This is a genomic window from Halomonas sp. (genome assembly GCF_052095765.1).
Classification (GTDB): domain Bacteria; phylum Pseudomonadota; class Gammaproteobacteria; order Pseudomonadales; family Halomonadaceae; genus Halomonas.
The window spans coordinates 6,269-31,803 of record NZ_JBQDJZ010000012.1 but is presented as its reverse complement, the minus strand read 5'-3'; the positions used below and the strand labels follow the sequence as shown (position 1 = coordinate 31,803).

General features: G+C 58.0%; 21 protein-coding genes. 10 read left to right on the top strand and 11 right to left on the bottom strand.

All coding sequences use genetic code 11. From position 1 onward, the window contains the following. The first annotated feature begins 145 nt into the window (after positions 1 to 145). From ACTH3D_RS03060 to mqo, 3 genes are all read left to right on the top strand, one after another. Positions 146 to 1,867, top strand: a complete 1,722-nt coding sequence (locus tag ACTH3D_RS03060) for a proline--tRNA ligase (RefSeq protein ID WP_441665128.1) — start codon at positions 146 to 148, stop codon at positions 1,865 to 1,867. A gap of 186 nt (positions 1,868 to 2,053) precedes the next feature. Continuing rightward, on the top strand, positions 2,054 to 2,461 hold the full coding sequence (locus tag ACTH3D_RS03055) for a hypothetical protein (protein ID WP_441665126.1): 408 nt from the start codon (positions 2,054 to 2,056) through the stop codon (positions 2,459 to 2,461). Beyond that, a complete protein-coding gene (gene mqo, locus ACTH3D_RS03050) occupies positions 2,454 to 3,950 on the top strand; it encodes a malate dehydrogenase (quinone) (protein WP_441665124.1) in 1,497 nt (498 codons plus the stop codon). Before ACTH3D_RS03055 ends, mqo begins: the two co-directional genes overlap by 8 nt. 70 nt (positions 3,951 to 4,020) lie before the next feature. Here the strand turns inward: mqo and ACTH3D_RS03045 are convergent, their stop codons facing one another. Together ACTH3D_RS03045 and ACTH3D_RS03040 are read right to left on the bottom strand one after the other, a co-directional pair. Further along, the gene (locus ACTH3D_RS03045) at positions 4,021 to 5,013 is read right to left on the bottom strand and encodes a DMT family transporter (protein ID WP_441665122.1); all 993 of its coding nucleotides are present in this window, start codon (positions 5,011 to 5,013) and stop codon (positions 4,021 to 4,023) included. 169 nt (positions 5,014 to 5,182) lie between these two features. After that, positions 5,183 to 6,892: a DEAD/DEAH box helicase gene (locus ACTH3D_RS03040; RefSeq protein ID WP_441665120.1), complete on the bottom strand. Its 1,710-nt coding sequence runs from the start codon at positions 6,890 to 6,892 to the stop codon at positions 5,183 to 5,185. A 491-nt stretch (positions 6,893 to 7,383) separates the two neighbouring features. On the opposite strand from ACTH3D_RS03040, the gene ACTH3D_RS03035 reads away from it, so the two are divergent. Next, positions 7,384 to 7,839, top strand: a complete 456-nt coding sequence (locus ACTH3D_RS03035) for a YaiI/YqxD family protein (protein WP_441665118.1) — start codon at positions 7,384 to 7,386, stop codon at positions 7,837 to 7,839. Positions 7,840 to 7,898: 59 nt separating this feature from the next. Next, entirely contained in the window at positions 7,899 to 9,716 is a 1,818-nt protein-coding gene (locus tag ACTH3D_RS03030; protein ID WP_441665116.1) for a peptidoglycan DD-metalloendopeptidase family protein, read from the top strand. Positions 9,717 to 9,825: 109 nt separating this feature from the next. On the opposite strand, the gene ACTH3D_RS03025 is transcribed toward ACTH3D_RS03030, so the two are convergent. Next, entirely contained in the window at positions 9,826 to 11,562 is a 1,737-nt protein-coding gene (locus ACTH3D_RS03025) for a L,D-transpeptidase family protein (protein WP_441665114.1), read from the bottom strand. 135 nt (positions 11,563 to 11,697) lie between these two features. Between ACTH3D_RS03025 and ACTH3D_RS03020 the strand changes: the two genes are divergently transcribed. Both ACTH3D_RS03020 and ACTH3D_RS03015 read left to right on the top strand, forming a co-directional pair. After that, positions 11,698 to 12,417, top strand: a complete 720-nt coding sequence (locus tag ACTH3D_RS03020) for a murein L,D-transpeptidase catalytic domain family protein (RefSeq protein WP_441665112.1) — start codon at positions 11,698 to 11,700, stop codon at positions 12,415 to 12,417. Positions 12,418 to 12,455: 38 nt separating this feature from the next. Next, positions 12,456 to 12,944: a peroxiredoxin gene (locus tag ACTH3D_RS03015; RefSeq protein ID WP_441665110.1), complete on the top strand. Its 489-nt coding sequence runs from the start codon at positions 12,456 to 12,458 to the stop codon at positions 12,942 to 12,944. A 42-nt stretch (positions 12,945 to 12,986) separates the two neighbouring features. On the opposite strand, the gene ACTH3D_RS03010 is transcribed toward ACTH3D_RS03015, so the two are convergent. Then, positions 12,987 to 14,507: a phospholipase D family protein gene (locus tag ACTH3D_RS03010; protein ID WP_441665108.1), complete on the bottom strand. Its 1,521-nt coding sequence runs from the start codon at positions 14,505 to 14,507 to the stop codon at positions 12,987 to 12,989. Between the two features lie 214 nt (positions 14,508 to 14,721). On the opposite strand from ACTH3D_RS03010, the gene ACTH3D_RS03005 reads away from it, so the two are divergent. Next, a complete protein-coding gene (locus tag ACTH3D_RS03005) occupies positions 14,722 to 16,128 on the top strand; it encodes a PhoH family protein (RefSeq protein WP_441665106.1) in 1,407 nt (468 codons plus the stop codon). A gap of 73 nt (positions 16,129 to 16,201) precedes the next feature. Here ACTH3D_RS03005 and trpB read toward each other — a convergent pair whose 3' ends face one another. The 4 genes from trpB to ACTH3D_RS02985 form a co-directional block, all read right to left on the bottom strand. Then, complete coding sequence (gene trpB, locus ACTH3D_RS03000) at positions 16,202 to 17,404, bottom strand: tryptophan synthase subunit beta (RefSeq protein ID WP_441665104.1); 1,203 nt, start codon at positions 17,402 to 17,404, stop codon at positions 16,202 to 16,204. A gap of 115 nt (positions 17,405 to 17,519) precedes the next feature. Next, entirely contained in the window at positions 17,520 to 18,344 is an 825-nt protein-coding gene (locus ACTH3D_RS02995; protein WP_441665102.1) for a prenyltransferase, read from the bottom strand. A gap of 77 nt (positions 18,345 to 18,421) precedes the next feature. Beyond that, positions 18,422 to 19,090: an alpha/beta hydrolase gene (locus ACTH3D_RS02990; RefSeq protein WP_441665100.1), complete on the bottom strand. Its 669-nt coding sequence runs from the start codon at positions 19,088 to 19,090 to the stop codon at positions 18,422 to 18,424. Between the two features lie 184 nt (positions 19,091 to 19,274). Further along, positions 19,275 to 19,481, bottom strand: coding sequence for a cold-shock protein (locus ACTH3D_RS02985; protein ID WP_027967153.1), 207 nt, complete (start codon positions 19,479 to 19,481; stop codon positions 19,275 to 19,277). A 375-nt stretch (positions 19,482 to 19,856) separates the two neighbouring features. On the opposite strand from ACTH3D_RS02985, the gene ACTH3D_RS02980 reads away from it, so the two are divergent. Further along, positions 19,857 to 21,503, top strand: a complete 1,647-nt coding sequence (locus tag ACTH3D_RS02980; protein WP_441665098.1) for an FMN-binding glutamate synthase family protein — start codon at positions 19,857 to 19,859, stop codon at positions 21,501 to 21,503. Positions 21,504 to 21,544: 41 nt separating this feature from the next. Further along, positions 21,545 to 22,156: a gamma-glutamylcyclotransferase gene (locus ACTH3D_RS02975; RefSeq protein ID WP_441665096.1), complete on the top strand. Its 612-nt coding sequence runs from the start codon at positions 21,545 to 21,547 to the stop codon at positions 22,154 to 22,156. A 9-nt stretch (positions 22,157 to 22,165) separates the two neighbouring features. Here the strand turns inward: ACTH3D_RS02975 and cysQ are convergent, their stop codons facing one another. From cysQ to ACTH3D_RS02960, 3 genes are all read right to left on the bottom strand, one after another. After that, entirely contained in the window at positions 22,166 to 23,008 is an 843-nt protein-coding gene (gene cysQ, locus ACTH3D_RS02970; RefSeq protein WP_441665094.1) for a 3'(2'),5'-bisphosphate nucleotidase CysQ, read from the bottom strand. Positions 23,009 to 23,139: 131 nt separating this feature from the next. Then, positions 23,140 to 24,258 carry a porin gene (locus tag ACTH3D_RS02965; RefSeq protein ID WP_441665092.1) on the bottom strand — a complete coding sequence of 373 codons (1,119 nt, stop codon included), beginning with the start codon at positions 24,256 to 24,258 and terminating at the stop codon, positions 23,140 to 23,142. A 546-nt stretch (positions 24,259 to 24,804) separates the two neighbouring features. Continuing rightward, positions 24,805 to 25,535: ProQ/FINO family protein (locus ACTH3D_RS02960; RefSeq protein WP_441665090.1), on the bottom strand; the 731-nt coding region annotated here is incomplete at its 5' end.

The window sequence follows — 25,535 nt, the reverse complement described above, 5'->3', positions numbered from 1 at the left end:
ATTTGCTCGTGTTTAGACTAAAGCCTTGGGTAACCAGACACCGGTTTTGCCGCTGGACAGCCTTGAACGTACAATAGCGATACGTTGCCGCAAGCTGCGGCCTGATCAGTTTCGATTCACCTAACTTCGAGGTTACGCCGGACCCATGCGCGCCACGCAACTGTTGATCTCCACCATGAAGGAAACTCCCGCCGACGCCGAGGTCATCAGCCACCAGCTGATGCTGCGTGCTGGCCTGATCCGTCGCCTGACCTCCGGCCTCTACACCTGGCTGCCAGTCGGCCTCAGAACACTGCGCAAGGTGGAACGCATCGTACGCGAGGAAATGGACCGCGCCGGTGCCCAGGAAGTGCTAATGCCGGCTGTCCAGCCTGCTGATCTATGGCAGGAGTCCGGCCGCTGGGAAGAATATGGCCCGGAACTGTTACGCCTCAAGGATCGCCATCAGCGCGACTACTGCATCGGACCAACCCACGAAGAAGTCATCACCGATCTGATGCGCCGTGAGATCTCCAGCTACAAGCAGCTGCCGTCGAACTTCTATCAGATCCAGACCAAGTTCCGTGACGAGATTCGCCCACGCTTTGGCGTGATGCGATCGCGGGAATTCATCATGAAGGACGCCTACTCCTTCAACATTGATGAAGCCTCGCTAAAAGAAACCTATCAAGCGATGTACGACGCCTATGTGCGCATCTTCACGCGCCTGGGCCTGGACTTTCGCCCAGTAATTGCCGACAACGGTTCTATCGGCGGCACGGGCTCCCATGAATTTCATGTACTGGCTGACTCCGGTGAAGACGACATCGTCTTTTCTACCGGCTCCGACTATGCCGCCAACATGGAAAAGGCCGAGGCACTGCCGGCGCCGCTAGGTTCCGAGCCACAGCGCCCAGCGCCCGGTGAAGAGCTACGCCTGGTCGACACGCCAGACGCGCGCACCATTGCTACTCTGGTAGAGCAACACGGCCTGCCGATTGAAAAGACCCTCAAGACGCTGATGGTGCATGGCACCGACGGCCAGCTGATCGCACTGCTGGTACGCGGCGATCACGAGCTCAATGAGATCAAGGCCGAGAACCTGCCCGAAGTAGCCAGCCCGCTGACCATGGCCAGTGAAGAAGAAATCCGCACCGCCGCGGGTGCCGGCCCGGGCTCACTGGGGCCGGTCGGGCTTGAAATGCCGATCATCATTGACCGCAGCGTTGCGCTGATGAGCGATTTCGGCGCCGGCGCCAACGTGGACGGCAAGCACTACTTCGGCATCAACTGGGAGCGCGATCTTCCCCTGCCCCAGGTGGCCGACCTGCGCAAGGTAGTCGAGGGCGACCCGTCACCGGATGGCAAAGGAACCCTATCGATCAAGCGCGGTATCGAGGTCGGCCATGTGTTCCAGCTGGGCCAGAAGTACTCCGAGGCCATGAACGCCACCGTACTGGATGCCAACGGCAAGGCCGCTCATCCGTGGATGGGCTGCTATGGTATCGGGATTACCCGCGTCGTCGCCGCCGCTATCGAGCAAAACCATGACGAGAACGGCATTACCTGGCCCGAAGCCATCGCTCCGTTCCAGATCGCCATGGTTCCCATGAACGCACATAAATCCCAGCGTGTGCGTGAGGAAAGTGAAAGGCTGTATCAGGCGCTGACAGAGGCCGGTTTTGAAGTACTGCTTGATGACCGCGACCTGCGCCCCGGCGCACGTTTTGCTGACCACGAGCTGATGGGTATCCCCCATCGCCTGGTGATTGGTGATCGCGGTCTCGATAAAAACGAGCTTGAGTACAAGGGGCGTCGCGATACCGAAGCCACCATGGTGCCCGCCGACACCATTTTCGATTTCCTCGAACAGCGCATCAGCCGCTGAGTCAAACCATCGTTTCTCGGCAGCAAGCGCCCTGGCGGCGCTTGCTCTGCTGAGCGCTTGAGCAAGGCCTGGTACCCCGAGCAAGTCATGCGCACACCGGTCAGACACTGGACCCGGTCCCGCTGAAAGATTACTTTGCCTATTACGAATACAACCAATACCCATCGTTGTAGAGAGGCAAATGCCATGATTCGCTGCGTACGCCTATGGACAGGAGAAGACGGTAACTCCTTGTTTGAAGAAGGCACTATTGAATTCACCCAGGGTGAACGAGGCGATCAGGCCAGCCAATCGATTCCTGTGGCCCGGCTTTCTTTTCGCGAGACAGCGCCAGGCGGCTCCTGGGGCTGGCACCAGGACCCTGAACCGCGTTATGTGATCACCCTATCAGGCACACTGGAGTTTGAAACAAAATCTGGTGCCACTTTCATCATCAAGCCCGGTGATATCCTACTGGCCCAAGACAATAGCGGTAGCGGCCATAAATGGCGTCTGATTGATGATGAGCCCTGGCAGCGTGCTTACGTCGTCTTTGAAGAAGGAACCGAGGTTTCCTTCAAGGCAAACCGTGTAGAGGGCAATGTTGATGAGTAACGAGGTTATCGAAAGCACAGATGTTGTGTTGATCGGCGCCGGCATCATGAGCGCCACCCTGGGCACCTTACTCAAGGAGCTCGAACCGGACCTGAACGTGACCGTGTTCGAACGACTCGACGACTGTGCGCTGGAAAGTTCTGACCCCTGGAACAACGCAGGCACCGGCCACGCAGCCAACTGTGAGATGAACTACACACCGCCCAACGCTGACGGCACGGTGAATATCAGCAAGGCGCTTGAGGTCAATACAGAGTTTGATCTGTCGCGCCAGCTGTGGTCTTACCTGGTCACTGAAGGCAGGATCGCCGATCCCGGCAACTTTATTCATGCCTGCCCTCACGTCAGCGTCGTGTGGGAGGATGATAACGTCAAATTCCTGCAGCAGCGCTATCGCCAGATGTCGGAACACCACTGCTATGAACACATGCAATACAGTGACGATCCAGCACAGCTTCGCGAGTGGGCGCCATTGGTCATGGACGGGCGCAACCCCGACCAGAAAGTTGCCATGACTCGGGTGGCCAGCGGTGCCGATGTAGATTATGGCGCCCTAACACGCGACCTGATGAGCCAGCTGACGCAGCAGGACGGCGCTTCTGCTTACTACCAGCATGAAGTTGTTGATGTGTACAAAAACAGCGACGGCAGCTGGCGAGTGTATGTCAAGGACCTGAAAACCCACGAGACCGTTTCCATTTCAGCGAAGTTCGTCTTTGTAGGCGCCGGCGGACGAGCCATAGAACTACTGCAGAAATCTGGCATTCCAGAGGGCAAAGGCTACGGGGGCTTCCCGATCAGTGGTATCTGGCTTCGCTGTGATGACGGGACCGTTGCAGACCAGCACCATGCCAAGGTGTATGGCAAAGCCGCCAAGGGCTCGCCTCCCATGTCGGTTCCGCACATGGATACGCGCATCATTGGTGGCAAGCGTTCGCTGCTGTTTGGCCCCTACGCTGGCTTTTCCACCAAGTTCCTAAAGCGCGGCTCCTACATGGATCTTATGGAATCGGTCAGGCCCGGCAACATCCTGCCGATGCTGGATGTGGCTAAAGACAACTGGTCGTTGAGCGAATACCTTATCGGTCAGGTACTCCAGAGCAGCGCGCACCAATTCGACATGCTTAAGGAGTTCTACCCCAAGGCCCGGCACGGTGACTGGCACAAGGCGGTAGCAGGACAACGGGTACAGATCATCAAGCCCGGAAAAACAACCGCGGGCAGCCTGGAATTCGGTACAGAGCTGATCACCAGTGAAGACAAGTCGTTCAGCGTACTGCTGGGCGCCTCTCCTGGTGCCTCTACCGCTGCCTATATTGCCATCAATGTGCTCGAAACCTGCTTCAGCAACCAGCTGAAACACGACGGATGGAAAGAGCGTCTGGCTACCATCATTCCCACCTATGGGATTGACCTCAAAGTGGATGCTCAAGCCTGCCGCGATATCCGCAAAGCCACAGCACAAACGCTCAAGCTCGATTACGAGTAGGTACAAGAAACAGAAACAGCTCCCGGCACCTGTAGCGCATCACACAGACTGTCGGGAGTTTTTGTGGCGGCTAGGTCTGCCCGCCTTTGTCTTCTTCCAGCAGCGCTTCCATCTGTTTGGCATGCGCCTGCACTTCCGCATCGACCTGCATCTGCCAATTGTCTGGCGCGCCGGCAGCGACCTTACGACGCTGACGTCTCAGATCCTTCAGGCTACTAATCAGCATGGCAGCAACAATGATACCGCCACCTAAAAAGGCCAACGGCGGTGGCGTTTCGCCAAGCCACCACCACACCAACAGCGCACCTACCACCGTTTCCAGCAGCATGACCAGGCTAACCTCAGCACCAGGCAGGTAGCGCGCACCGGTCTGGATCAAGAAATAGGCACCGGAAAGAAACGCGGCCAACAGTAATAGTCGGTTCAATTCATCCGCTGCAGGTAGCTGTGCACCGCCCAAAAAAACTGCCGGTATCAGCATCGCCAGGCAGCCCAGCGGCAGAATGACAGTGGTGTCCACACCGCGGGAACGAGCTCCCTTCTGAGCGCTGGCCACTGTTGTGTTAACGGCAATGGCCGCCGGCACCACCAGTGCAACGGCCAGCCCAAGCAAGCTACCCTGCCCTACTTCGCCAGCAGCCATCAGTGTTGCACCAGCGACACAGATGAATATCACTACCCAGGTCTGACGACGAATCCGCTGACCATACACCACCAGGCCGATCATCCCGGCAACCAGCGGCGCCAGCGTCATCATTACCAGCACGTTGCCGGCAGCGGTGAGCCGTGTGGCAATTACAAATGCCCAGGCGCTAGCGGCAAACGCCAACGGACACCACCAGGCTGCCGGACCGCAGGCGCGAATCGCCTGGGGTAGGTGACGCCGATAGCGCGCTAGAGCAACAATCAACAGCAGAACACCCAGCAACAGGCCACGCCAGAACATGAAAGTCGGCACATCCACATCGGTGTCCTTGATCAACAGCGCATCTGGTGACACCAGCATCACGCCTGCCATGGTGATCAAGTAACCACGCAGGCGGAATGGCAACTGCTTCCACATACGCCTCGCTCCTCTTGTTAGTGTTACTGTGCCAGTTGGCACTATCTTTCGTTCAACGAGAAACAGGCAGGCCGGGAGAGTCTCCCGGCCTGCCTGGCGACGCTACCAAGGATGGCAGCGGCTATGACGGACTCAGCTCAGCGCTGAGTCTGAATGCCTCACATCTGGATCAGGCTCTTTCACGACGCGGAATCGGGCCGCTGTCATCGCGACGGCGGCGCGGTGCGCGCTCCGGTGCGCGATCTTCGCTGATCTCCAGCGCACGGCCGGCAACGCGGGCACGCGCCATCTTGGCCAGAATGCTAGCCGGCAGGCTGCTGGGCAGCTCAACTACCGAAAAGCCATTACGGATATCGATGCGGCCAATGCGATTTCCTTCAATACCACCTTCGTTGGCTAAAGCACCAACCAGCTGGCCCGGCTTGACGCCATCTTTATGGCCGACAGACACGCGATAGCGGGTCATGCCTTCGCTGGGGCCACGGTCACGACGGGGACCACGCTCACCACGACCCGGAGCACGGTCGCCACTATCGCTACGCTCTTTGCGCGGCGGCTGCAGACGACCGATCGGCGCCTCATCAGCACGCGCCATGGAAGCGAACACACAGGCCAGCTCCAGCGGATCATGACCTTCTTCGACCAAACGCTCGATCAACGCCTGCTGCTCTTCGGCACCGCGGGTCAGCGAAGCAATGACGCGCTGATGGAAGACTTCATCGCGATGAGCGCGCATGGCGGCCTCATCAGGCAGTTCCATATCAGCCATCTTCTGGCCGTTGGCCTGCTCCAGCCAGCCGACCTTACGGCCTTCGCGATTACCGGCAAAGGTGATGGCGATACCGTCACGGCCGGCACGACCTGTACGCCCGATGCGGTGCGTATAGGCTTCAGCGTCCTGGGGCAGATCGTAGTTGATCACGTGGGTGATGCGCGGGACATCCAGACCACGCGCCGCCACGTCGGTGGCAATCAGCACGTCGACTTTGCCACGCTTGAGACGCGTAATGGTGCGCTCACGCAGGCTCTGATCCAGATCACCAGACAGGCCGGCAGCATTGATGCCACGGGCAGTCAGCTGCTCGGTCAGGGTGGTACAGGCAGCGCGGGTACGCACAAAGACAATGGCCGCATCGACCGGCTCGACTTCAAGAATGCGTGACAGTGCTTCCAGCTTTGCGCCGCCATCAACGCGCACACGGCGCTGCTCGATGTTGTCACCGCTGGAGGCACGTGACTCGATGGCTACCTTGACCGGATCAACCAGGTAACGGTTGACGATACGCTCGATTTCACGCGGCAGAGTTGCTGAGAAAAATACCCGCTGAGCATCCTGGGGAGTATCGGCAACAACACGTTTGACGTCGTCGATGAAGCCCATGCGCAGCATTTCGTCGGCTTCGTCGAGTACCAGCGCAGACAGGCCATCCAGCTTGAGACTTTTGCGATCCAGGTGATCGATGATACGACCCGGCGTACCCACCACCACCTGAGCACCACGGCGCAGCGCCATCAACTGCTCGCGATACTCCATACCGCCGCACAGTACAGCAACTTCCAGACCTTTTAGGTTCTGGCCGTAGCGGGTGAACGACATGGCCACCTGCTGGGCCAGTTCACGGGTAGGCGCCATCACCAGCACCTGGGTGGCCCGGCGGTCAAGCTCCAGACGCGAGAGCAGTGGTAAGGCAAAGGCAGCGGTCTTGCCGGTACCGGTCTGGGCCTGGCCCAGCATGTCGCGGCCTTCCAGCAGAGCTGGAATGGTCTGTGCCTGAATCGGTGATGGAGTCTCGTAGCCAAGAGTCTCAATGGCAGAATGAATAGCAGGCAGCAGGGCCAGTTCGCCGAAGCTCGGCGAGGCGACAGAAGTCGAGGTCATTAATCACACCTTGGTAGGCCGGCAGGACCGGCAAAAAACAGTATAGGCGTCCCCAGACGCGGCAAAACACACAGGCCCTGCGATAACGCAGGACAACATTAACGGAGTCGGGGACACCGGTCGCACCTGGCATGGGCTGTTGTCGTATTGTAGAAACACACACAACAGCCTTCGTGGCGACCGTTTGCGCCGTATCTGCCTGGGTGGCAAATACTTATCAGCGCGCCATCTACACACGTCAAACGCGGTGAGCCATTTAGCCCTGCGTTACTGCGATCTCGTCACCTTGCGCCTACTAAACTAGCAGCGTACCGGGTGGGTCGCATCGTCATGATGGTGGGGTCAACACATGCGAGGAGGCCGCATACTACCATCCCATTCGTGAGCTGGCTAGTCATTGAATGGCTGTTGGCCTTTATTTTTGCCCCTTACTTTATTATAGCTGTATCATTTTTATCGCTATATCCACTTCGCCATGACGGAAATACTTCATGCCCACGCTTTGGGTCGACGCTGACGCCTGTCCGCGAGTAGCGCGCGACATCATCATTCGCGCCGCTGAACGCACTGCCATTCTCGCCTGGTTTGTAGCCAACCACGCCGTACCGTTGCCACCTTCCAGGTGGGTCAAGGGGCTCGCAGTCAGCCAGGGGTTTGATGTGGCCGATGACGAAATCGTGGCCCGTATCCAGGCGGGTGACCTGCTGATCACCTCCGACCTGCCGCTGGCTCTGGAAGCCATCGACAAAAAAGCCGCCGTCATGACGACACGCGGCGAGACATTGGACAAGAATAATATTCGCGCCCGAGTACAGATGCGCGACTTCATGGAAACCCTGCGTGCCAGTGGCGAACATACTGGCGGTCCCAAGGGTTATTCTGACAGCGACCGGCGCGAATTCGCCAATGCGCTAGACCGCTGGCTGGCTAAAAACCGCAGCAAATAAGGTGCGGCGCGCTGCCACTGTACACAACAACAGTCTAGAAAAATAACGTGTCTTAGGCTATGTTTCGCAGGCGCTTTACACCCTTTTCGTTTGTTTATTTTTTTATACGGTCAAGCCCGATGCGGATACTCAACTCACTGCCCCGCACGCACAAGATACTACTTTTACCTGTTGCTACAATGGTTACTGTGCTGGGAGTGCATAAAATACTTGCCACTGTCAATGACATTGGTCATGACAAGCCCATGCAACAAACGGTGCTTGTTCCCCTGGACGCTAACAGCTCTCCAGGCCTACCTTTCTTGCAACAAACAATGCTGGACTTGGACGGCTCAACTGAAAGCCCACTGCTGCCGCTTCACTATCTTAGCTACCCGATCAAGGAAACAATTGATAGCGCTATCCAGGCATTACATGTCTCGCGCGCACCTTTTTTGTTGACGCCCTCGGATTTGTTGACGCCCTCGGACACTGTTGTCTTGGCAAACGCTGATGCTGATTCTTCAGCCCCTGACGCCCAAGGCAAACAGAACAGCACGCGGCAAACAGAACAGGGGCAACGTATTAATGATGCCACACGCCTGCTCGCCGTCAGCATTGGTGATCAGTCGGGTGGCAAAAAACAGCTCGACAGCCAGCAGACAGTCGCTGATGCCACCTCTTACGAGGAGGTAAGTGACGAAGAACTGGCGATCTTCGGCGAAGGCCAGGTGTTTGGCCCGATCCTCCTTGAAGAAGAAATTGCCGCAGATACGCCCTACATTCCTGAGTGGCTGACCTATAGCATCAGGCAGGGGGACACCTTCACCAAGCTGGCGCAGGAACGATTCGGCATGGGCAACAGCGAAGTAGCAAACATGCTGGCTAGCCTTCCCGATACCAAGGTACTTGATCGCTGGCGTGCGGGTGATCGCTTCGACTACCAGCTGGATGCTGATGGCCAGCTAATCGCGCTGCGTATCATGAAAAACCCCCGCTCTGGCTACCTGATCAAACGCGAAGCAAACAACTTTGAATCGGTCAGCATCGAACGCGACGGCGAAGCCACCCAACGCCTGTATGCCGGCAGAATCAGCGGCAGTTTCACCCGTTCAGCACAGGCCACCGGCCTGACCAGCACCGAAGTGTCAGAGCTGTCGCGAGTGTTGGCAAAGAAAATTGATTTTCGCCGCGACACCCGTCGTGGAGACAGTTTTCAGGTACTGGTCGAAACCGACCTGATTGACGGCCACTATCTTGACCCGCGCGTCCTCGCAGTAAACTATGACGGCGAGCGTGCAAACATCACCCTGGTCCGTAATCCAGAAGACAACAGGTTCTATACACCAGAAGGCGAAAGCTTGGATCCTGCGTTCGACCGTCATCCATTTGATGGAAACTATCGTCTGAGCTCGCACTTCAACCCCGCGCGCCGCCACCCAATCACACGTCGCATCAGCCCCCATAAGGGAACCGACTTTGCCATGCCTGTCGGCACCAGCATCAATGCGCCGGCCAATGGCCGAGTTGTGAAAGTGGGCAACCACCCTGCTGCTGGACGCTATGTCGAGATCCTTCACGACAACGGCTATAAGACGCGCTACCTGCACCTGTCGCAGCCGCTGGTCAAGAATAATCAGCGCGTAACCATGGGTGAGCGCATTGCGCTTTCTGGCAACACAGGACGCAGCACTGGCCCTCACCTGCACTACGAAGTACTGGTCAACAACCGTCAGGTCAACGCCATGACAGTGCCACTGCCAGAGAACCAAAGCCTGACCGGTAACACTCTAGCAGCCTTCAAGACAACAGTTGCCCCCCTGGTGGCCACGCTGGAAAGCGGAGAAACCGGTACGGTGGTGGCCAGCACAGCCAACAAAGACGGCGACGAGAGCTGATAGCCCTTTCGAGATGGCCCTTTCGAATCAAGTACTAAGAAGCGCCCATACTCTAGTATGGGCGTTTTTTTTATAAATTTTTAAAATCTATAAAATCAAAAATCAGGAGTTATAAGCCTGAGACAGGCTGTGGCGCCCTAAGTAGCGCCTCAACCAACGCCGGATCACGCCCGTAAATATCAGGTCGAAAGCTCGGCAAACCACCCTCCCGCACTCGGGCCGTCCAATAATGCATGACCAGAGGCACCTCTTTTGACAAGTTGACATTGCGCGTTCGCCCAGAGGCAAGCCGGGAGGAAAGATTGATGCTGGTCCCCGTGTCATCAAACAGCATCTGCGCCAACTCATCCACCCCTTCAACACGAATACAGCCCGAACTCAGGGCACGCTGTGGCCGGCCAAAAAGCCCACGTGCCGGGGTATCATGCAGGTAAACAAGGTGGTTGTTAGGAAAACGCAGCACCATCCGGCCCAGCGGATTGTTGCCCCCGGCAGGCTGGCGGATCATCACATTGCCCGGGTGCGACCAGTTGATACTGCGAGGATCAAGCCGCTCCCCGCTGGCCGACAACACGTCATAACCCCGCGAGCTCAGATAACCGGGATTGCGACGTACCCGAGGCAGCACATCCTCTCGCAGAATAGTCGGCGGAAGAGTCCAGGTAGGATTCAACGTCAAGTGGGTAATCGCAGACTTTAGCACAGGGCTTTGGCGCGCCGAACTTCCCACAATTACACGCGTCTCCCAGATGTCACCGCTATCGCGCTGATAACGTAACAGCTGACCAGCCAGGTCTACTTCAAGGAACTGCCCCTGCAGCGGCTCGCCCATCCAGCGCGCCCGCTCAAGATTGGCACGCAGCGATCGTAGCCGCTGCTCGACTGGCACATTAAGCGCTCGACGCGTCTGCGGCCCGACCACGCCATCGTCGCTGAGCATGTGGCGGCGCTGGAAGTGGCGTATCGCGCCCAGCAGTTCGGCATCGTAACGCCGCGAGGGATCAATATCGATGGCTACCCCGGGGTAGTGGTTGACATCGACCGGCAGCAGTCCTGTTTCGCCTTCGGCGGCCAACCGCTGGCGCAACAGAATCACATCCTCATGCTCATCACCCAGACGCAGTGCCATATCGCGCTCGGGCAAACGCGGCCACCCCCCCTGGGCAGCAATACTCCGGTAGCGTTCAAGTGCCTGTCGCAAAGCATGGTAGTCCGGACTGCCCGGACGCGCCAACGCCAGAACCTGCTCCACCTGCCCTTGAGCGATGCGGGTCTGGATATCGGCAAGATCCAGACTGGGCGGTTCAACAGCAATTTCCCAGTCGTGATAGACCTGCCGTGGCGACAAGCGACCACGCTGCAAATGGCCAAGCGCCGTCAGCAGCGTCTCGCTGGCCTGCAAGTCAAAACGTACGCGTTGAGCCTCACTGGCGTCGGGGGCCAGGGCCAAACGGGCATCGGCCCGCAGCTGCTCAGGTTGATAGTCCGCTGGCACCAACCCATCCGCCTCCAGCGCGCCGAGCAAATTCACGAGCGTTGCAACACGCGGCTCATCTTGCCAAAACAACTCGCCCTGCTGGAGCACATAAAACGCCTCAAGCTCAGGGCTCCCGTTTGCCAGTGCCTGGCTTAACGGCGTCCGGGGCACAATGTCCTCGTTTATCCGAACCTTAGCCCCTGCCCCGCTGCTGTCTTCCGGCGTTGCTGTCAGCCCAACATCATCAGCCAAGGCAACGTCATCGGCCAGGACAACGACCTGAAAAGCAACAGAGCTCAACCCAAGGCTTGCCAGCAGGCTTCCCTTGAGCAGCTGTCGTGCTATGGTGTCTTTTGATTTTGGCTTCATGCTGGCCTCCTGGCTCGACTTTCCACGATCACTGAGCCATGACTGAATATTTCACGTCGCTATATGTATTTCATCGTGCCATACATTTCATGGTATAGCAGCGTGGTTATTTCCCGACTTATATCGGTACACATGATGATCACATCACGCCCCTTGCACTGGATCGCCATCGCACTACTCGCCGCAACAGCAACTCCATCATCTGATGTCCAGGCCAATAACTTTGTAGCCCGCCTCGGCGCCAACAGTGAACACGGCAGCCTGCCCATGGCCAGCGAGCTTGCTCACCTGGCCCCCGAAGCCAATCCTGATGTTCTGCAACTGGCCATGCAGGCGCTGCGCTGCGCCGACCCCGGCGCCGAACGTCTGGCCGTCATTGATTTCTCCAAACCCTCCAACGACAAGCGACTGTGGGTGTTCGATCTCAGCTCGCGCCGACTACTGTTCAGCGAACTGGTCTCACACGGGCGTGGATCGGGCGATGCCATGGCCTCGGTTTTTTCTAACGTGCCTGAGAGCTATCAGTCCAGCATCGGCCTGTTTCGCACCGGCAACAGTTATACCGGGCGAAATGGCTACTCCATGCGCCTTGAAGGCCTGGAGGAAGGGGTCAACGACAAAGCATTTGAGCGCGCTATCGTGGTTCACGGCGCCGACTACGTGAGTGAAGACTTCATCGCCGAAAACGGGCGTCTAGGCCGCAGCCACGGCTGCCCCGCCGTGCCTAGTGAGGTGGCCGCCCCACTGATCGACAGCATCAAGGATAACCAGTACCTGTTCAGCTATTACCCTGACAGCAACTGGCTGGAAAGCTCGCCCTTCCTGAGCTGCAACCGCCAGCTGGCCAGCCAGTGATTTTCGCCAGCAACCCTTAGCAAGCAAGGAGATAGAGAATGACGATTACCGTCGGCGAGCGCTTCCCCACCCTGACCATCAAGACCAACGGCGAGGCTGGCCCCGAAGACCTGGCCCTGGGCGACTTTCTTGCCGGGCGCCGCGTGGTGATTTTTGCCGTGCCTGGCGCTTTTACGCCCGGGTGCTCCAATCATCACATGCCGGGTTTCGTTGAGCAGGCCGACACACTGAAGGCAGCCGGCGCCGATGCCATCGCCTGCCTCGCGGTCAACGATGCCTTCGTGCTCAACGCCTGGCAGAAGGACCAGAACGCCAGTGGCATCACCATGCTGGCCGACGGTAATGCCGAGCTGGCCCGCGCTTTGGGGCTAGACATGGATGCCAGCGCCGGCGGCATGGGTACACGCTGCAAGCGCTTCGCCATGATTGTTGACGACGGCGTGATCCGCTATCTCGGCATCGACACCCAACGCGGCGTGATCAAAGACAGCAGTGCAGATGCCGTGCTGGAACAGCTCAAGCGCTAAACCACCGAGCACTGCAGATAGCCCCCTTACCAGCCAGGACCACTACAGCAGCCAGTCGATCGGCAACCAAGAGATCACCTTCACGCCGGCACGGCGCAGCAAGCCTGTATTCGGCTCTGTGTGGTGGATGATTTCACCGTCGACGGTCTGCTCATGCCAGACCACGCTACCGTCATCTGCCAGGGCAACCCGGTAGCTATTTTCGGGCACATTCTCGTTAAACGCCCGATCCATAGCCTCTGCCAGCATCGGACTAGCAATCAGAAAGCCCAGCTCGGTATTGATGCGCGCCGAACGCGGATCAAGATTGAACGAGCCGATAAATATCCACTTCTTGTCGACAGAAAACGTCTTGGCGTGAAGGCTGGAGCCTGAGCTGCCGAATCGGCCAAAGCTGCTGGTGTGCTGAACTGGGATACTCAGCGCACTGCTTCGCTTCAGTTCATAAAGCTCTATACCGGCCTCCAGCAGGTCGCGACGGCGCTTGGAGTAGCCGGCATGCACAGCGGCCACATCCGTCGCCTCCAGCGCATTGGTCAGCACCCTGACACGAACGCCGTTGCTGGCCAGCTCCGCCAGCCACTCAGTGCCCGCTGCCATGGGCACGAAGTAAGGTGACACCATTTCGATCTGTTGGGTTGGCTCGCCCAGCAGATCACCGAGCCGGCTGATGAGCAACTCCTGCGCTTCCGCTTCACCCAATCCCTTAGACGGATCATCGCTGACCATTTGTGTCTCGGCCCACTCGAATTTAAGCTCTCCTCGACGCAGTTTGTTGACCAGATCACTGCTCTCCAGCGCCAACAGATACGCCCGGGAAACTGGCTGGTTACGTAGCTCCAGGGCCCTTTCGGTCATGCGCTCCAGCGTGTCACTACCCACGCTGTCAACTATCCGGCTAGCCGGATACGAGGACTGGCTGGCCCAGTAGCGGTCGAAATCATCCGAGACCTCCTGTACCACTGGGCCAACAGCCAGCACATCCAGATCGGCAAACAGCACATCTTCTGTGGCACCAAAATACTCATCGCCAATGTTGCGCCCACCAATCACGGTGATTTGGTTGTCGATGGTAAACGACTTGTTGTGCATGCGGCGGTTGAGCCGCGAAAAGTCCGTCAAGTAGCCGGTGGGCCTCGGTTTGCGAACCACAAAAGGGTTGAACAAGCGCACCTCGATGTCCGGGTGGCTATCCAGCGCAGCCAGGGTCTCATCCAGGCCCACGGTATTGTTGTCATCAAGCAGCAGCCTGACCCGCACACCACGATCAGCAGCACGGCGCAGCGCATCAAACAGCAAGTTGCCAGAGGTATCGCTGTGCCAGATATAGTACTGAATATCCAAGGTCTCCTCGGCCGACTCGGCCATCAGCATTCTGGCGGCAAACGCCTCCTTGGCATCGCCCAGCGGATAGATACCGCTAAACCCCGGATGCGCCTCAACCAGCGGGCTGATCAGCTGACCCAGAGCCGTGTCGCGCGCCTGTTCAAGCGCAATCGCCTGAGTGTCAGTGCGACCCTCAAGTGAAGGCAGCGCACAGCCACCCAGCAAACTAACCAGCAAGCTAACCAGCACCACCCCCAGTGCGCCACACCGGCAACTCCCTCTCCGCCCTCTGGGCGCAGGTGATTCCTGCGTTAATGGCAGCAACTCCTGTGGCTTATTCATCATCACAACCCTGATAGGTGTTTTCTTTCGCAGCCGGAAACCAAGGTGCGGTTGAGTAGAAAAAACAGCAATATAGCGTCATCAAGCAATAATCAGGAGAACCGCACCAATGGTTCACAGCAACGACACGCGCAAACGGTTTTACGTACTCGACACCAGCGTGCTACTTCACGACCCTGCTGCCCTTTACCAGTTTGGCGCACATGACGTCGTCATCCCCATGAGTGTGCTCGAGGCGCTGGACAAGCACAAAGTCAGCCCCCTGGAGTCCGCACGCGCCGCCCGACAGATCAGTCATACACTGTCAGAGCTTACAGCCAGCATTGATCTATCTCTGGTCCACAATGGTATTCCCTTGCCTCACCCTGACGGCTCACAGGGCCGCTTACGGCTCCTCTACCATGCAGAAATGATAGCGCATGATGATGCCGTTGAGCCTGACACCGACAAGCGTGTACTGGACGAAAGTTGTCACCTGCGTGACGCGCACCCTGATGCCATCGTCACCCTGGTCAGCAGGGATATCACTCGGCGCATCAAGGCCGCAGCCCTAGGCATAGCAGTAGAATACTACCGCCGAGATCGTGCATACGGCGATAGCGACGCCATGCTCAGCGGCTGCTGGACAGCCCCGCAAACACCCCAGCACGCCGACTCACTATGGCCAGCACTGGAGCTGGAAGCGACTGTCGATCAGCATGACGGAAAAACACGTTACCAGCTCAGCGGGCAGATTCCCCAAGCCTGGCACCCGGGCATGCTGGTGACCGATGGCAGTACCACTGACACGGTGGTGCGCGAGATTAGCGCAACGCATGCCACCCTTGAAACACTGACCGACTATCGCAGCAATGCCAGCGTGTGGGGCATACACGCCCATGACAGCCGCCAGAACTTCGCGCTAAATTTACTGATGGATGAGCGCATTGACCTGATCACCCTGGCCGGCAGCGCCGGCACCGGCAAGACCTTCATGACCCTAGCCGCCGCCCTGCAGCAGACCTTGGAGAGCCAGCGGTTCAAGCGTGTGGTCTTCACCCGCACCGCTATCGCGATGAGCGAGGATATCGGCTACCTGCCGGGTAGTGAAGAAGAAAAGATGGGCCCCTGGATGGGTGCCTTCCACGACAACATGGCCAGTTTGCTGCGCGATGAGGAGAGCGGCAACTCCACCTGGGACGAAGCAGCCACCCATCAACTGCTAGGCTCTAAGCTCCAGATACGCGCTCCAGGATACATGCGTGGCCGCACCCTTGAAGACACCTTTCTGATCATCGATGAAGCCCAGAACTTCACTCCGGCAGAGCTCAAATCACTGATCACCCGTGCCGGGCGCAACACCAAAATCGTTTGCCTAGGCAACGTAGGACAGATCGACACCCCTTGGTTGGCAGCCAATACCTGCGGCCTGGCCGCCGTCGCCCAACGCTTTCGCGACTGGCCCCATGCCGGCCACATCACCCTGACCAGCGTCAGGCGTTCACGGCTGGCACAAGCCGGTGAGGAACTGCTCTAGCCATGAGCCACCCTTCAATTTTTGTAGGCCCCTTGTTTACAAGGCGACACCGCCGCGCAGCGGTGGCAAGGCGTTACAACCCCAGCCGCTCAGCCACATAGTCAGCGTCTTTATCACCTCGGCCTGAGAGGTTCACCAGGATGTGCTCGCTTACCGGTAACCGTGCTGCTTCCTGCATGGCCCAGGCCACTGCGTGGGCACTTTCCAGCGCTGGGATGATCCCCTCAACCCGCGACAGTGTCATGAAGGCCTCCAGGCACTGCTCATCGGTGATGGCGACATAGTCAACGCGGCCGTGCTCCTTGAGGTAACTGTGCTGCGGCCCAACACCGGGGTAATCCAGTCCCGAGGCAATCGAATGCACCGATGCCGGATTGCCGTCAGCATCCTCCAGCACGTAGCACGCCATGCCGTGCAGCGTGCCCGGTTTACCCAGCGTCAGTGTGGCTGAGTGCCGCGCGGTATCCAGCCCTTCACCGGCAGGCTCGACCCCTACCAGGTGCACGTCGGAATCGTCGAGAAAGGCCGTAAACATGCCAATCGCGTTGGAGCCGCCGCCAACACAGGCAACGACGTGATCAGGCAAACGCCCATGGCGGCCCTGAAACTGCTCGCGCGCTTCGCGCCCGACGACAGCCTGAAAATCACGCACCATCTTGGGAAATGGATGCGGCCCCACCACCGAACCAATGGCATAGATAAAGTTCTGCGGGTCTTTGAGATACTCCTCAAACGCGCTGTCCACCGCCTCCTTAAGAGTTCCCGCACCGCGCTCTACCGGCACCAGGGTGGCACCCAAGATTTTCATCTTGGTAACGTTCGGATGCTCCTTTTTGATATCAGCCACGCCCATATGAATCTCACACGGCAAGCCGACCAGCGCGCAGGCAGTCGCTAACGCCACGCCATGCTGGCCAGCGCCGGTTTCGGCAATGACCTTGGTCTTACCCATGAACTTCGCCAGCAAGGCTTCGCCCAAGCAGTGGTTAATCTTGTGTGCACCGGTATGGTTCAAATCTTCACGTTTGAGATAAATCTGCGCGCCGCCGATTTTTTCAGACAAACGCCGAGCATGAAAGATCGGGCTGGGTCGGCCAACGTAGTCACAAAGCAAGCTCGCCAGCTCCTGCTGGAAATCTTCACGGTGGCGGATTTCCTCATAAGCCGCATCGATCTCATCCATGACGCACTTGAGCTCAGGAGGAAGGTACTGGCCGCCGAAAGCACCGAAATAGCCATTGGCATCAGGAAGCTGGGCGAAAGGAGATTGGCTCATGTCTTAAGTTCCGGTAGGAGTTCCGATAAAGATGTCAGCATTCAGTTGTAGGCCACCATTATAGGAGGGATTGCAGCTCAGGGTGAACCACAGACTGGGGCGCGGGCATCACTGCTCAGGCGGCCAGCCACAGGCCCAGATTCAATAACGCCAGGCTGCTGAGCAAGATAATCACATTCAGCCCCAGAAGCCCCAACAAGGCGTCGCGCCCGGGGTGGGCTCTGAACCTGCGCAACCGGAAAAGCCAGCTAACCAGCAAGGGCGACACCAACCACATGAGCAGCGCCTGCACAGGCAAATTACCCGTGCAAACCGCCAGCCCAATCAACACGAAAGCCAGCCATACCATGACCATGGCCAGGCGCACTGAGCGATAAGGCCCCAGCGCAATAGCAAGGTGGCGCCGCCCGGCCTCGCGATCAGCGTCAATATCAGGAACCTGGTTGAGCAGCAACAAGGCACTGGCCATCAGTGTGGGCGGTAACGACACAAGCAGCGCCAGCCATGAAAACTCACCGGCCAGCGCCTGGAAGGTGCCAGCCACCATTAGCACGCCAAACCCCAGCCCCGGCGCCACAAGGCACAGCAGCGGGTAGCGTGTCAGCACACCGGTATAGCTAATCACCAACAACACGCCAGCTACGCCATAAGCCAGCAGCCAGGGCCCGGAGCGCCATAAAAACCAACCGCCAATCAGCACGACGATCAACAAGCAACCGCTGGCCACCATCCGCACCAGAGGGGCCGCCCCGGGGCAGTCCTGCAGTGAGCCGCTGCCACCGGAAAACGGTGTGCGCGTGGTGGTGTCATCCAACCCACTGGTAAAATCGTGGTATTCATTAAACAGGTTCACTGCGGCATGAGCGAGCAGCGCAGCCAGCAGGGCCAGCGCCACATCGATAGCCACCAGCGGATGACCTTCGATGCGCAAAGTTGCCACGGCCAGCCCGGCACATAACAGAGCCAGCGGAAGAAAGCTTGGCCTTGCACTGCGCAGACAGCTCCGCCAGTAGGAGCTCACGAGCCCAAACGCTCACCCAGCCAGTGGCTGATATCCATGACCTGCTGAGGGCAGACTGCATGCGCCATGGGATACTGGCGATAATTCACCGGGTAGCCTTTTTCAATCAGGTAGTCGCGGGCCTTGCGCCCTAGCGACTCGAACACCACCGGGTCCATGAGGCCATGATGGATCTCGATCGGCAGTTCATGGTTAGCTTCTGCGTAATCTAAGCTGTCGGCCGTGGCCAGATAGGTAGACATCGCCAATAGTCCGCCAAGGCGTTTCGGATAGCTCAGCGCAGCCTCATAGGCAACCGCACCGCCCTGGGAGAAACCAGCCAGAATGATTCGCTCCGGCGCAATGCCATGTTCAACCTGCTCATCAATCAGCGCCTGGATGCGCTGTGCCGAGATCTTGAGCTGCTTTTCATCAACGCGCCGGTCCAGACTCATTTCCATGATGTCATACCAGGCGGGCATGACCATGCCACCATTAACCGTCACCGGCATGCGCGGCGCATTAGGCAGAATGAAGCGCACAGCATGCTTGCTACCCAGGTTCAACGCGGGCACCAGCGACTCGAAATCACGGCCATCAGCACCCAGCCCATGCAGAATGATCACACAGGCATCAGCGGCGCGGCCGCTGCGCGGTTCTATAATCAGCTCGTCAGAAGCCTTCATTGGCAGTTCTCTCCAGTGAATCCCCAGTGAAAAAATGCCGCCCTGGCGCAACACGAAAGTGATCGCGAAGCTCAGCGCGGGCAATATGGCCATATATTAACAAACTGCATACGCAAAAAGGCCCGCCTAAGCGGGCCTTTTTATAAATTCACCCTCAATGCAGAGGATGAAGCAACATCAGCAATCAGTCGACTGCTTTGATGTTGGACGCCTGCAGGCCTTTCTTGCCCTGAGTAACGTCAAAAGAAACCTTCTGGCCGTCCTGCAGCGACTTGAAGCCGTCTGCCTGGATTTCGGAGAAGTGGGCAAACAGGTCGTCACCACCTTCGTCCGGAGAAATGAAGCCAAAGCCCTTGGTGTCGTTGAACCACTTGACAGTTCCGGTAGCCATGTATCGTATTACCTCAATATAACAAAATATGTATCCGGGAAAATCCCGAGTTGCAGTGGGATAAACAAGAGACTTTCACCGGGTAACGAGGCAATGATAGCGCCGATAACCACGTTGCGATGTTCAACTTGCTAACCAACTGAGCACAGCATGCCCATTTGCCCGGCCAAGGTCAAATACTATTTACTGTTCATGCCCTGCTGTTGCCTCCAGCGCCGCTTCGCAGTCCTCGTCAATCAAGGGTATCCTGAGCGGCAACAGTGGCAAGACGGCCGCATTGGCTGTCACTGCACACCTTTGAGTATTGATGACGTTTTAAGCATTGATAACGTTTGAGAAGATCACGACTGAACCCTCCCGCAAGGAAATATCTCTATGCCGCGTTTTCGAAAGCGCTACAGCGCCTATGCACTCAGCCTGATCGGCCTGGCCGTCTGCCTTATTGGCTTTCTGTCGCTCCAGACATGGCCCTGGGGGCTAGGCCTGCTGATTTTTGCCGCCCTGGCGGCACTGGGCACTCATGATGTGCTGCAACGGGCGCGCACACTGAACCGTAACTACCCAATCCTGGCTCATATCCGTTACGGCCTTGAGTATATTGGCCCGGAAATCCGCCAGTACTTCATCCAGTCTGACCTGGAAGAGCGGCCTTTTTCCCGTGAGCAGCGCACCCTGGTGTACCAGCGCGCCAAAAGCGTCGTGGACAGCCAACCATTCGGCTCACTGATGCAGACGAAAGAGCCAGGCTACCAGTGGATGAACCACTCAGTGAAGCCCACCCAAATCCTGGATAGTGACTTTCGTGTCGTGGTCGGGGGGCAGCGTGCCAAGCCCTACTCCGCCAGTGTGTTCAATATTTCTGCCATGAGCTTTGGCTCTCTGTCGGCTAATGCCATCAGCGCCCTGAATAAAGGCGCCAAACGCGGCGGCTTCTATCACGACACCGGCGAAGGTGCGATTTCTCCTTACCACCTGCATGGTGGCGATCTGGTATGGGAAATCGGCTCGGGGTACTTTGGCTGCCGCGATGCCGAGGGCAATTTCGATCCTGAAAAGTTTCGTGCCAATGCCATCCGCGATGAAGTCAAGATGATTGAAATCAAGCTGTCGCAAGGTGCCAAGCCAGGGCACGGGGGTGTGCTGCCTGGCGCCAAGGTCAACGCGGAGATTGCTGCTACGCGCGGCGTGCCTGAGGGGCAGACAGTCATTTCACCTGCGTCCCACAGCGCCTTCGACACCCCACGCGAAATGATCGCCTTCATCGAGCAGCTGCGTGAGCTGTCAGGTGGCAAGCCGGTCGGCATCAAGATGGCGCTCGGCCACCCTTGGGAATGGTTTGCCATGGTCAAGGCCATGCTGGCGACCGGCGAACACCCCGATTTTATCGTGGTGGACGGCGGCGAAGGTGGCACCGGTGCCGCCCCAGTAGAGTTCATCAACCACATCGGTATTCCGCTGTTCGATGCACAAGTGCTGGTGCATAACACCCTGGTAGGTGCCGGACTGCGCGACAAAATTCGCCTGGCAGCCTCGGGCAGAATTATTTCAGCCTTTGGCATGGCCCGCAGCTTGGCGTTAGGTGCCGACTGGTGCAACTCAGCGCGCGGCTTTATGTTCTCGCTGGGCTGCATCCAAGCCAAATCCTGCCATACCGACCGCTGCCCTTCCGGTGTAGCAACCCAGGACAAGTGGCGCGGCAGCCGTCTGGATGTGCCACTGAAGTCGGAACGGGTCCATCGTTACCACGCCAACACCCTGCGCGCCCTGACCGAAATGCTCGAGTCTGCTGGGCTGGAACATCCCGACGAGCTGGGCCCCGAACACATCATTCACCGCATAGCCACCAACAAGGTCAATAGCCTGGCCAGGCTATACACCTTCCTTGAGCCTAACGAGCTGCTGAAAGGCGGTGCAGCCCAGCACACGGTGTTCCGCGAGTACTGGGCAGAGGCCAGCCCGGATACCTTTGCACCACCGCCAGAACTGCTCAAGCGTCGCCAAAACCGCATAGCTACCGCCTGAGCGATCACTATCACCAGTCACTCTACGCCACCGGAAAGCCCATGACGCTGGATACCACACGCCTTAACCAGGCCATGACCCACTTCGAAAACCACCAGAACCTGTGGCTGTTCGGCTACGGCTCGCTGATCTGGAAAGCCGGCTTCGACTATCTGGAACGCCGCCCCGCCTGGATTGATGGCTGGACGCGGCGCTTCTGGCAAGGGTCCCACGACCACCGTGGCACGCCCGAAGCGCCAGGCCGGGTCGCGACGCTGATTCCCGATGCACACGCCAGCTGCGTTGGCATGGCCTACCTGATCAGCCCGGACACTCTGCTCGCACTGGATATCCGTGAAAAGAACGGCTACCTACGCAAGCTTGTCAGCCTACGCTTCAGTGACAACGGGAGTGATAAGGGAATGTCGCAAGGGCTTTTGTATATCGCCACCCAGGACAACGCCGCCTGGCTTGGCGATGACAGCATTGAGCGCATGGCGCAGCAAATTGCCACTGCCAGCGGCCCAAGCGGCCCCAACAGTGACTACCTGCTGCATCTGGATAGCGCCCTGCACGAACTGGGTGCATCAGACCCCCACGTCAGCGCTCTGGCCCGGCAGCTGCGCTCCCGGCATCCTTCAGTGACTTCCCAGCAGGCGAAGGAGCCCGCCTGAAACACTGTCTCAGGCTCGATAGGTGTCGTGCGCCAGCGCGGCACTCAACGCCAGCTCCCAGCGCTCATCGCGCTGACCACAGACGATAAATGACGGGTTTAGCAAGTTGTCTTGCTGGTTACAGCGCAGCGGCTCCAGGGTACGGGCGTTGAGCACGCCACCACCCGCGGCGCTAACCACCGCCTGGGCCGCCGCCGTATCCCATTCGCAGGTCGGGCCAAAGCGCGGGTAAAGGTCAGCCTCGCCCTCGGCGACCAAGCACAGCTTGATCGAGCTACCCATCACCAGGCGCTCATGGGGCGGCAGGCTTTCGCAAAACGTATCAAACAGGCCAGCGCTGTGCGAGCGACTGCCCACCACCGTCCAGGGCATCGCGCCACGCGCCGGTAGTGGGCGCACCTGGATGCTACGCTGCTGCTCGCCTTCAAGCCGCACCGCGCCCTGCCCCTGCTGGCCGATCCAGCTGACCCCCAGCACCGGCGCATGCACAACCCCCAATACCGGCACGCCACTTTCTATCAGCGCCACGTTCAGGCTGAACTCACCGGTCCCGTCAACAAATTCTCGGGTGCCGTCTATCGGGTCGACCAACCAATAGCGCTGCCAGTGGCGACGAATGTCGTAATCAACCGCCTGTGACTCCTCTGATAACACCGGCACACCCGGCGCTAGGCTTTCCAGCAGCGCCGTCAGAGAGCGATGCGCCAACAGATCCGCCTCGGTTAACGGGCTGTTATCGGCCTTTCGCTGCACCACAAAGCCGCGCCGGTACACCTCCAGCACCTCACGCCCGGTCGCCAGCACACCCTCAAACAGCGCATCGCGCATGTCGCGGGTCATAAACTCACTCATTGGCTATTCTCCTGAGCGCTGAGAAACCTCTAAACACCCGATTTTACACCAAAAAAAACCGGCCCCTCTGAAGGAGCCGGTTCGTTTAGCGATCTAACAACATTTCGCTAATACTTGCTGCGGGCCGCTGCTTAGAAGAAGTAGCGTGCGCCAGTCAGCCAATAAACGCTGTCGCGGGTATAGCGCAGGTCGCTGCTGGGATCTGTCCAGCGGATGCTTTCCTGATCACGCTCGTTCAGCTCAAGGAAGACGTCGAAGTTATCAGAGACAGCATAGTAAGCACCGGCGGCCCAGGCGTTACGGCTGGTGTTCTTATCACTATCTCTGGCAGCTTGACGGTGGTCGCCCTTCAGGCTGACATGATAGTAGTCAGCATTGAACGACCAACCAGTGTCGGGAATGCCGGCAGTCATACCGATACCGAACACGCCGCGGTTGTCTTTCTGCTGCTCGTAACCGATACGCGTAGAGAAGTTATCGGTAAAGTCATAGGCAGCAGTACCGCCGTAGATGTTCTCACCGTTCTGGGAGTTGCTCAGACCTTCTTTGGCAATAACGACGCGGTCATCCTTGGCTTCAGCATAACCCAGCGCCAGGCGCAGGCCGTCGATATTATAGACAACACCACCAGCGGTGTTGATCTTGGAGCCGTTGGTCTCGTTCTTGTCGCCCTGGTCAACAATCTGGCCATTACCGGTGTAGTGCTTACCCATCAGGTAAACCTGGAAGCCGCTCAGCTCTGGCGAGATATAACCCAGCGAGTTACCGCGAGCATCGTGACTACCGCCAGTGAACTCCAGACCGCGGTCAATGTAGACGTCGAACGGCGCAGACACGGCATCCAGGTAGAAGCTGTCGAAGTTACCCGCCTGGATAGTACCGTAGGCATTGCTGCGCAGACCCAGGTAGCTGTTACGCACCTGCTGGCCATCACGGTTGACTTCATTCATCTTCGGGCGCAGCTCGAAGTTACCAAAAGCGGTCAGGTCGCTGGTGATCTGCTGGCTGCCACGCAGGCCGAAGCGCGAATAAACGTTAACAAACTCGGTGCCGTTGGCTTTTTTCTTAGTAGCAACAGTCCCATCATCGTTGTACGTATAGTCGTACTTGTCACCGCCACCCTGGATACCCAGCGCGATACGACCGTAAACTTCCAGCTTGGTGCCGTCTTGGTCATAAAGAGTGGCAGCTTGGGCGCCCGAGGCAACCAAAGCACCGGCGATGGCAGTCGCTAACAGTGTCTTTTTCATTTCAATCATCCTTTTAACTTGATTTGCTGTTTCGATCAGAGCTGCCCACCCACTTTTTTTGATTCGGGGCTGGTGCAGCGGCCTTGCCGGTCTTGGTGCCGGTTCTCGTCAATGCCTCTACTATCCTTGAGCTTTGCTTTCCGCATCCCTGCGTACCCTACCGCTTACTGTTTACTGCGATTAGATACTGCTTTTTTTGCTGCTAGAGGCAGACAATACGAGCCAGACCTCGGCGAAGCCGTGTTAATTTCCAATGCTCGCAGGTGAAACTCTATACCGGGAAAACAAGAAGCGCAAGCATAAAAAACACTGTTTTCCTTGAAGCCACATTTCCCGGATCGATATCTGCCCACTATAACCTTAAATACTTGATGCTGTGAAGCGCTGAGGCTAGTGGCCCGCCTTGCGCCCATCACCACCAGCCCTGCCATCGATTCTTTGGCGGCTAGCGAACGCAAACATCATGCCTTGGGCTCCCAGCGCTTTCAAGCACCCTGCTTTATGTAAAGTCCGTTTTTTATAACACGCGTGAATTGCTGCACGGCACTACTGCTTCGTATCGTGTTTCGTATGGCGAGCCATCAACGCATCCAGCTTGAGCTGCATGCGCTTGGCGGGGTCATCAGGCAGTACGTCTCTTTCGCGCTTGTCACCACGCCCTGCGTCTGCCTGGCGATGTTTACCCGGTCCACGCGGTGCATTTTTCCTGCTCTTTTCTGCCACGCCGCCTTTTGCTCTGTGCTTTGCCTTGCCCTTTGCTGCTTTTTGGCTGGTATCTTTTTCTTTAGTAGCACCTTTTCCAGCTTCTGCATCGCTACCTTGCTTAGCCTTGGCCTCGGCACTGGCACTGGTTTTGGCACGAGCCTTTGCGGCCCCCTGACTACTACGCCGCTCGGCCTGCAGCCGCTCCAGCTTGCGCTGCGCATGGTCTGCCGCACCTTGATCGACACTACCGGCGGGCTGGCCCTGAAGATCAATACGCCCTGCATCGTTGCGCATCGCCTTTAGATAGCGCGGCAGATTGACATAGCAAGCCAGCGCACGGCGGACCAGTTTCTCTGGCCAAGGCTCTGCAGCAGCCAGGTCTTCGTGAATCCCCACCTTGAGCGGCAGGGTGTGGCCCTTGAAGAAGGCGCGGTCATAGCGCTTGTACCATTCTTTCAGCAGCGCCTGGGGCGACGGAGCTGGCGTCTCGGCCGGCTCTTGTTTTACTGGCTCTTGCTTTACTGGCTCTTGCTTTACTGGCTCTTGCTTTACTGGCTCTTGCTTTACTGGCT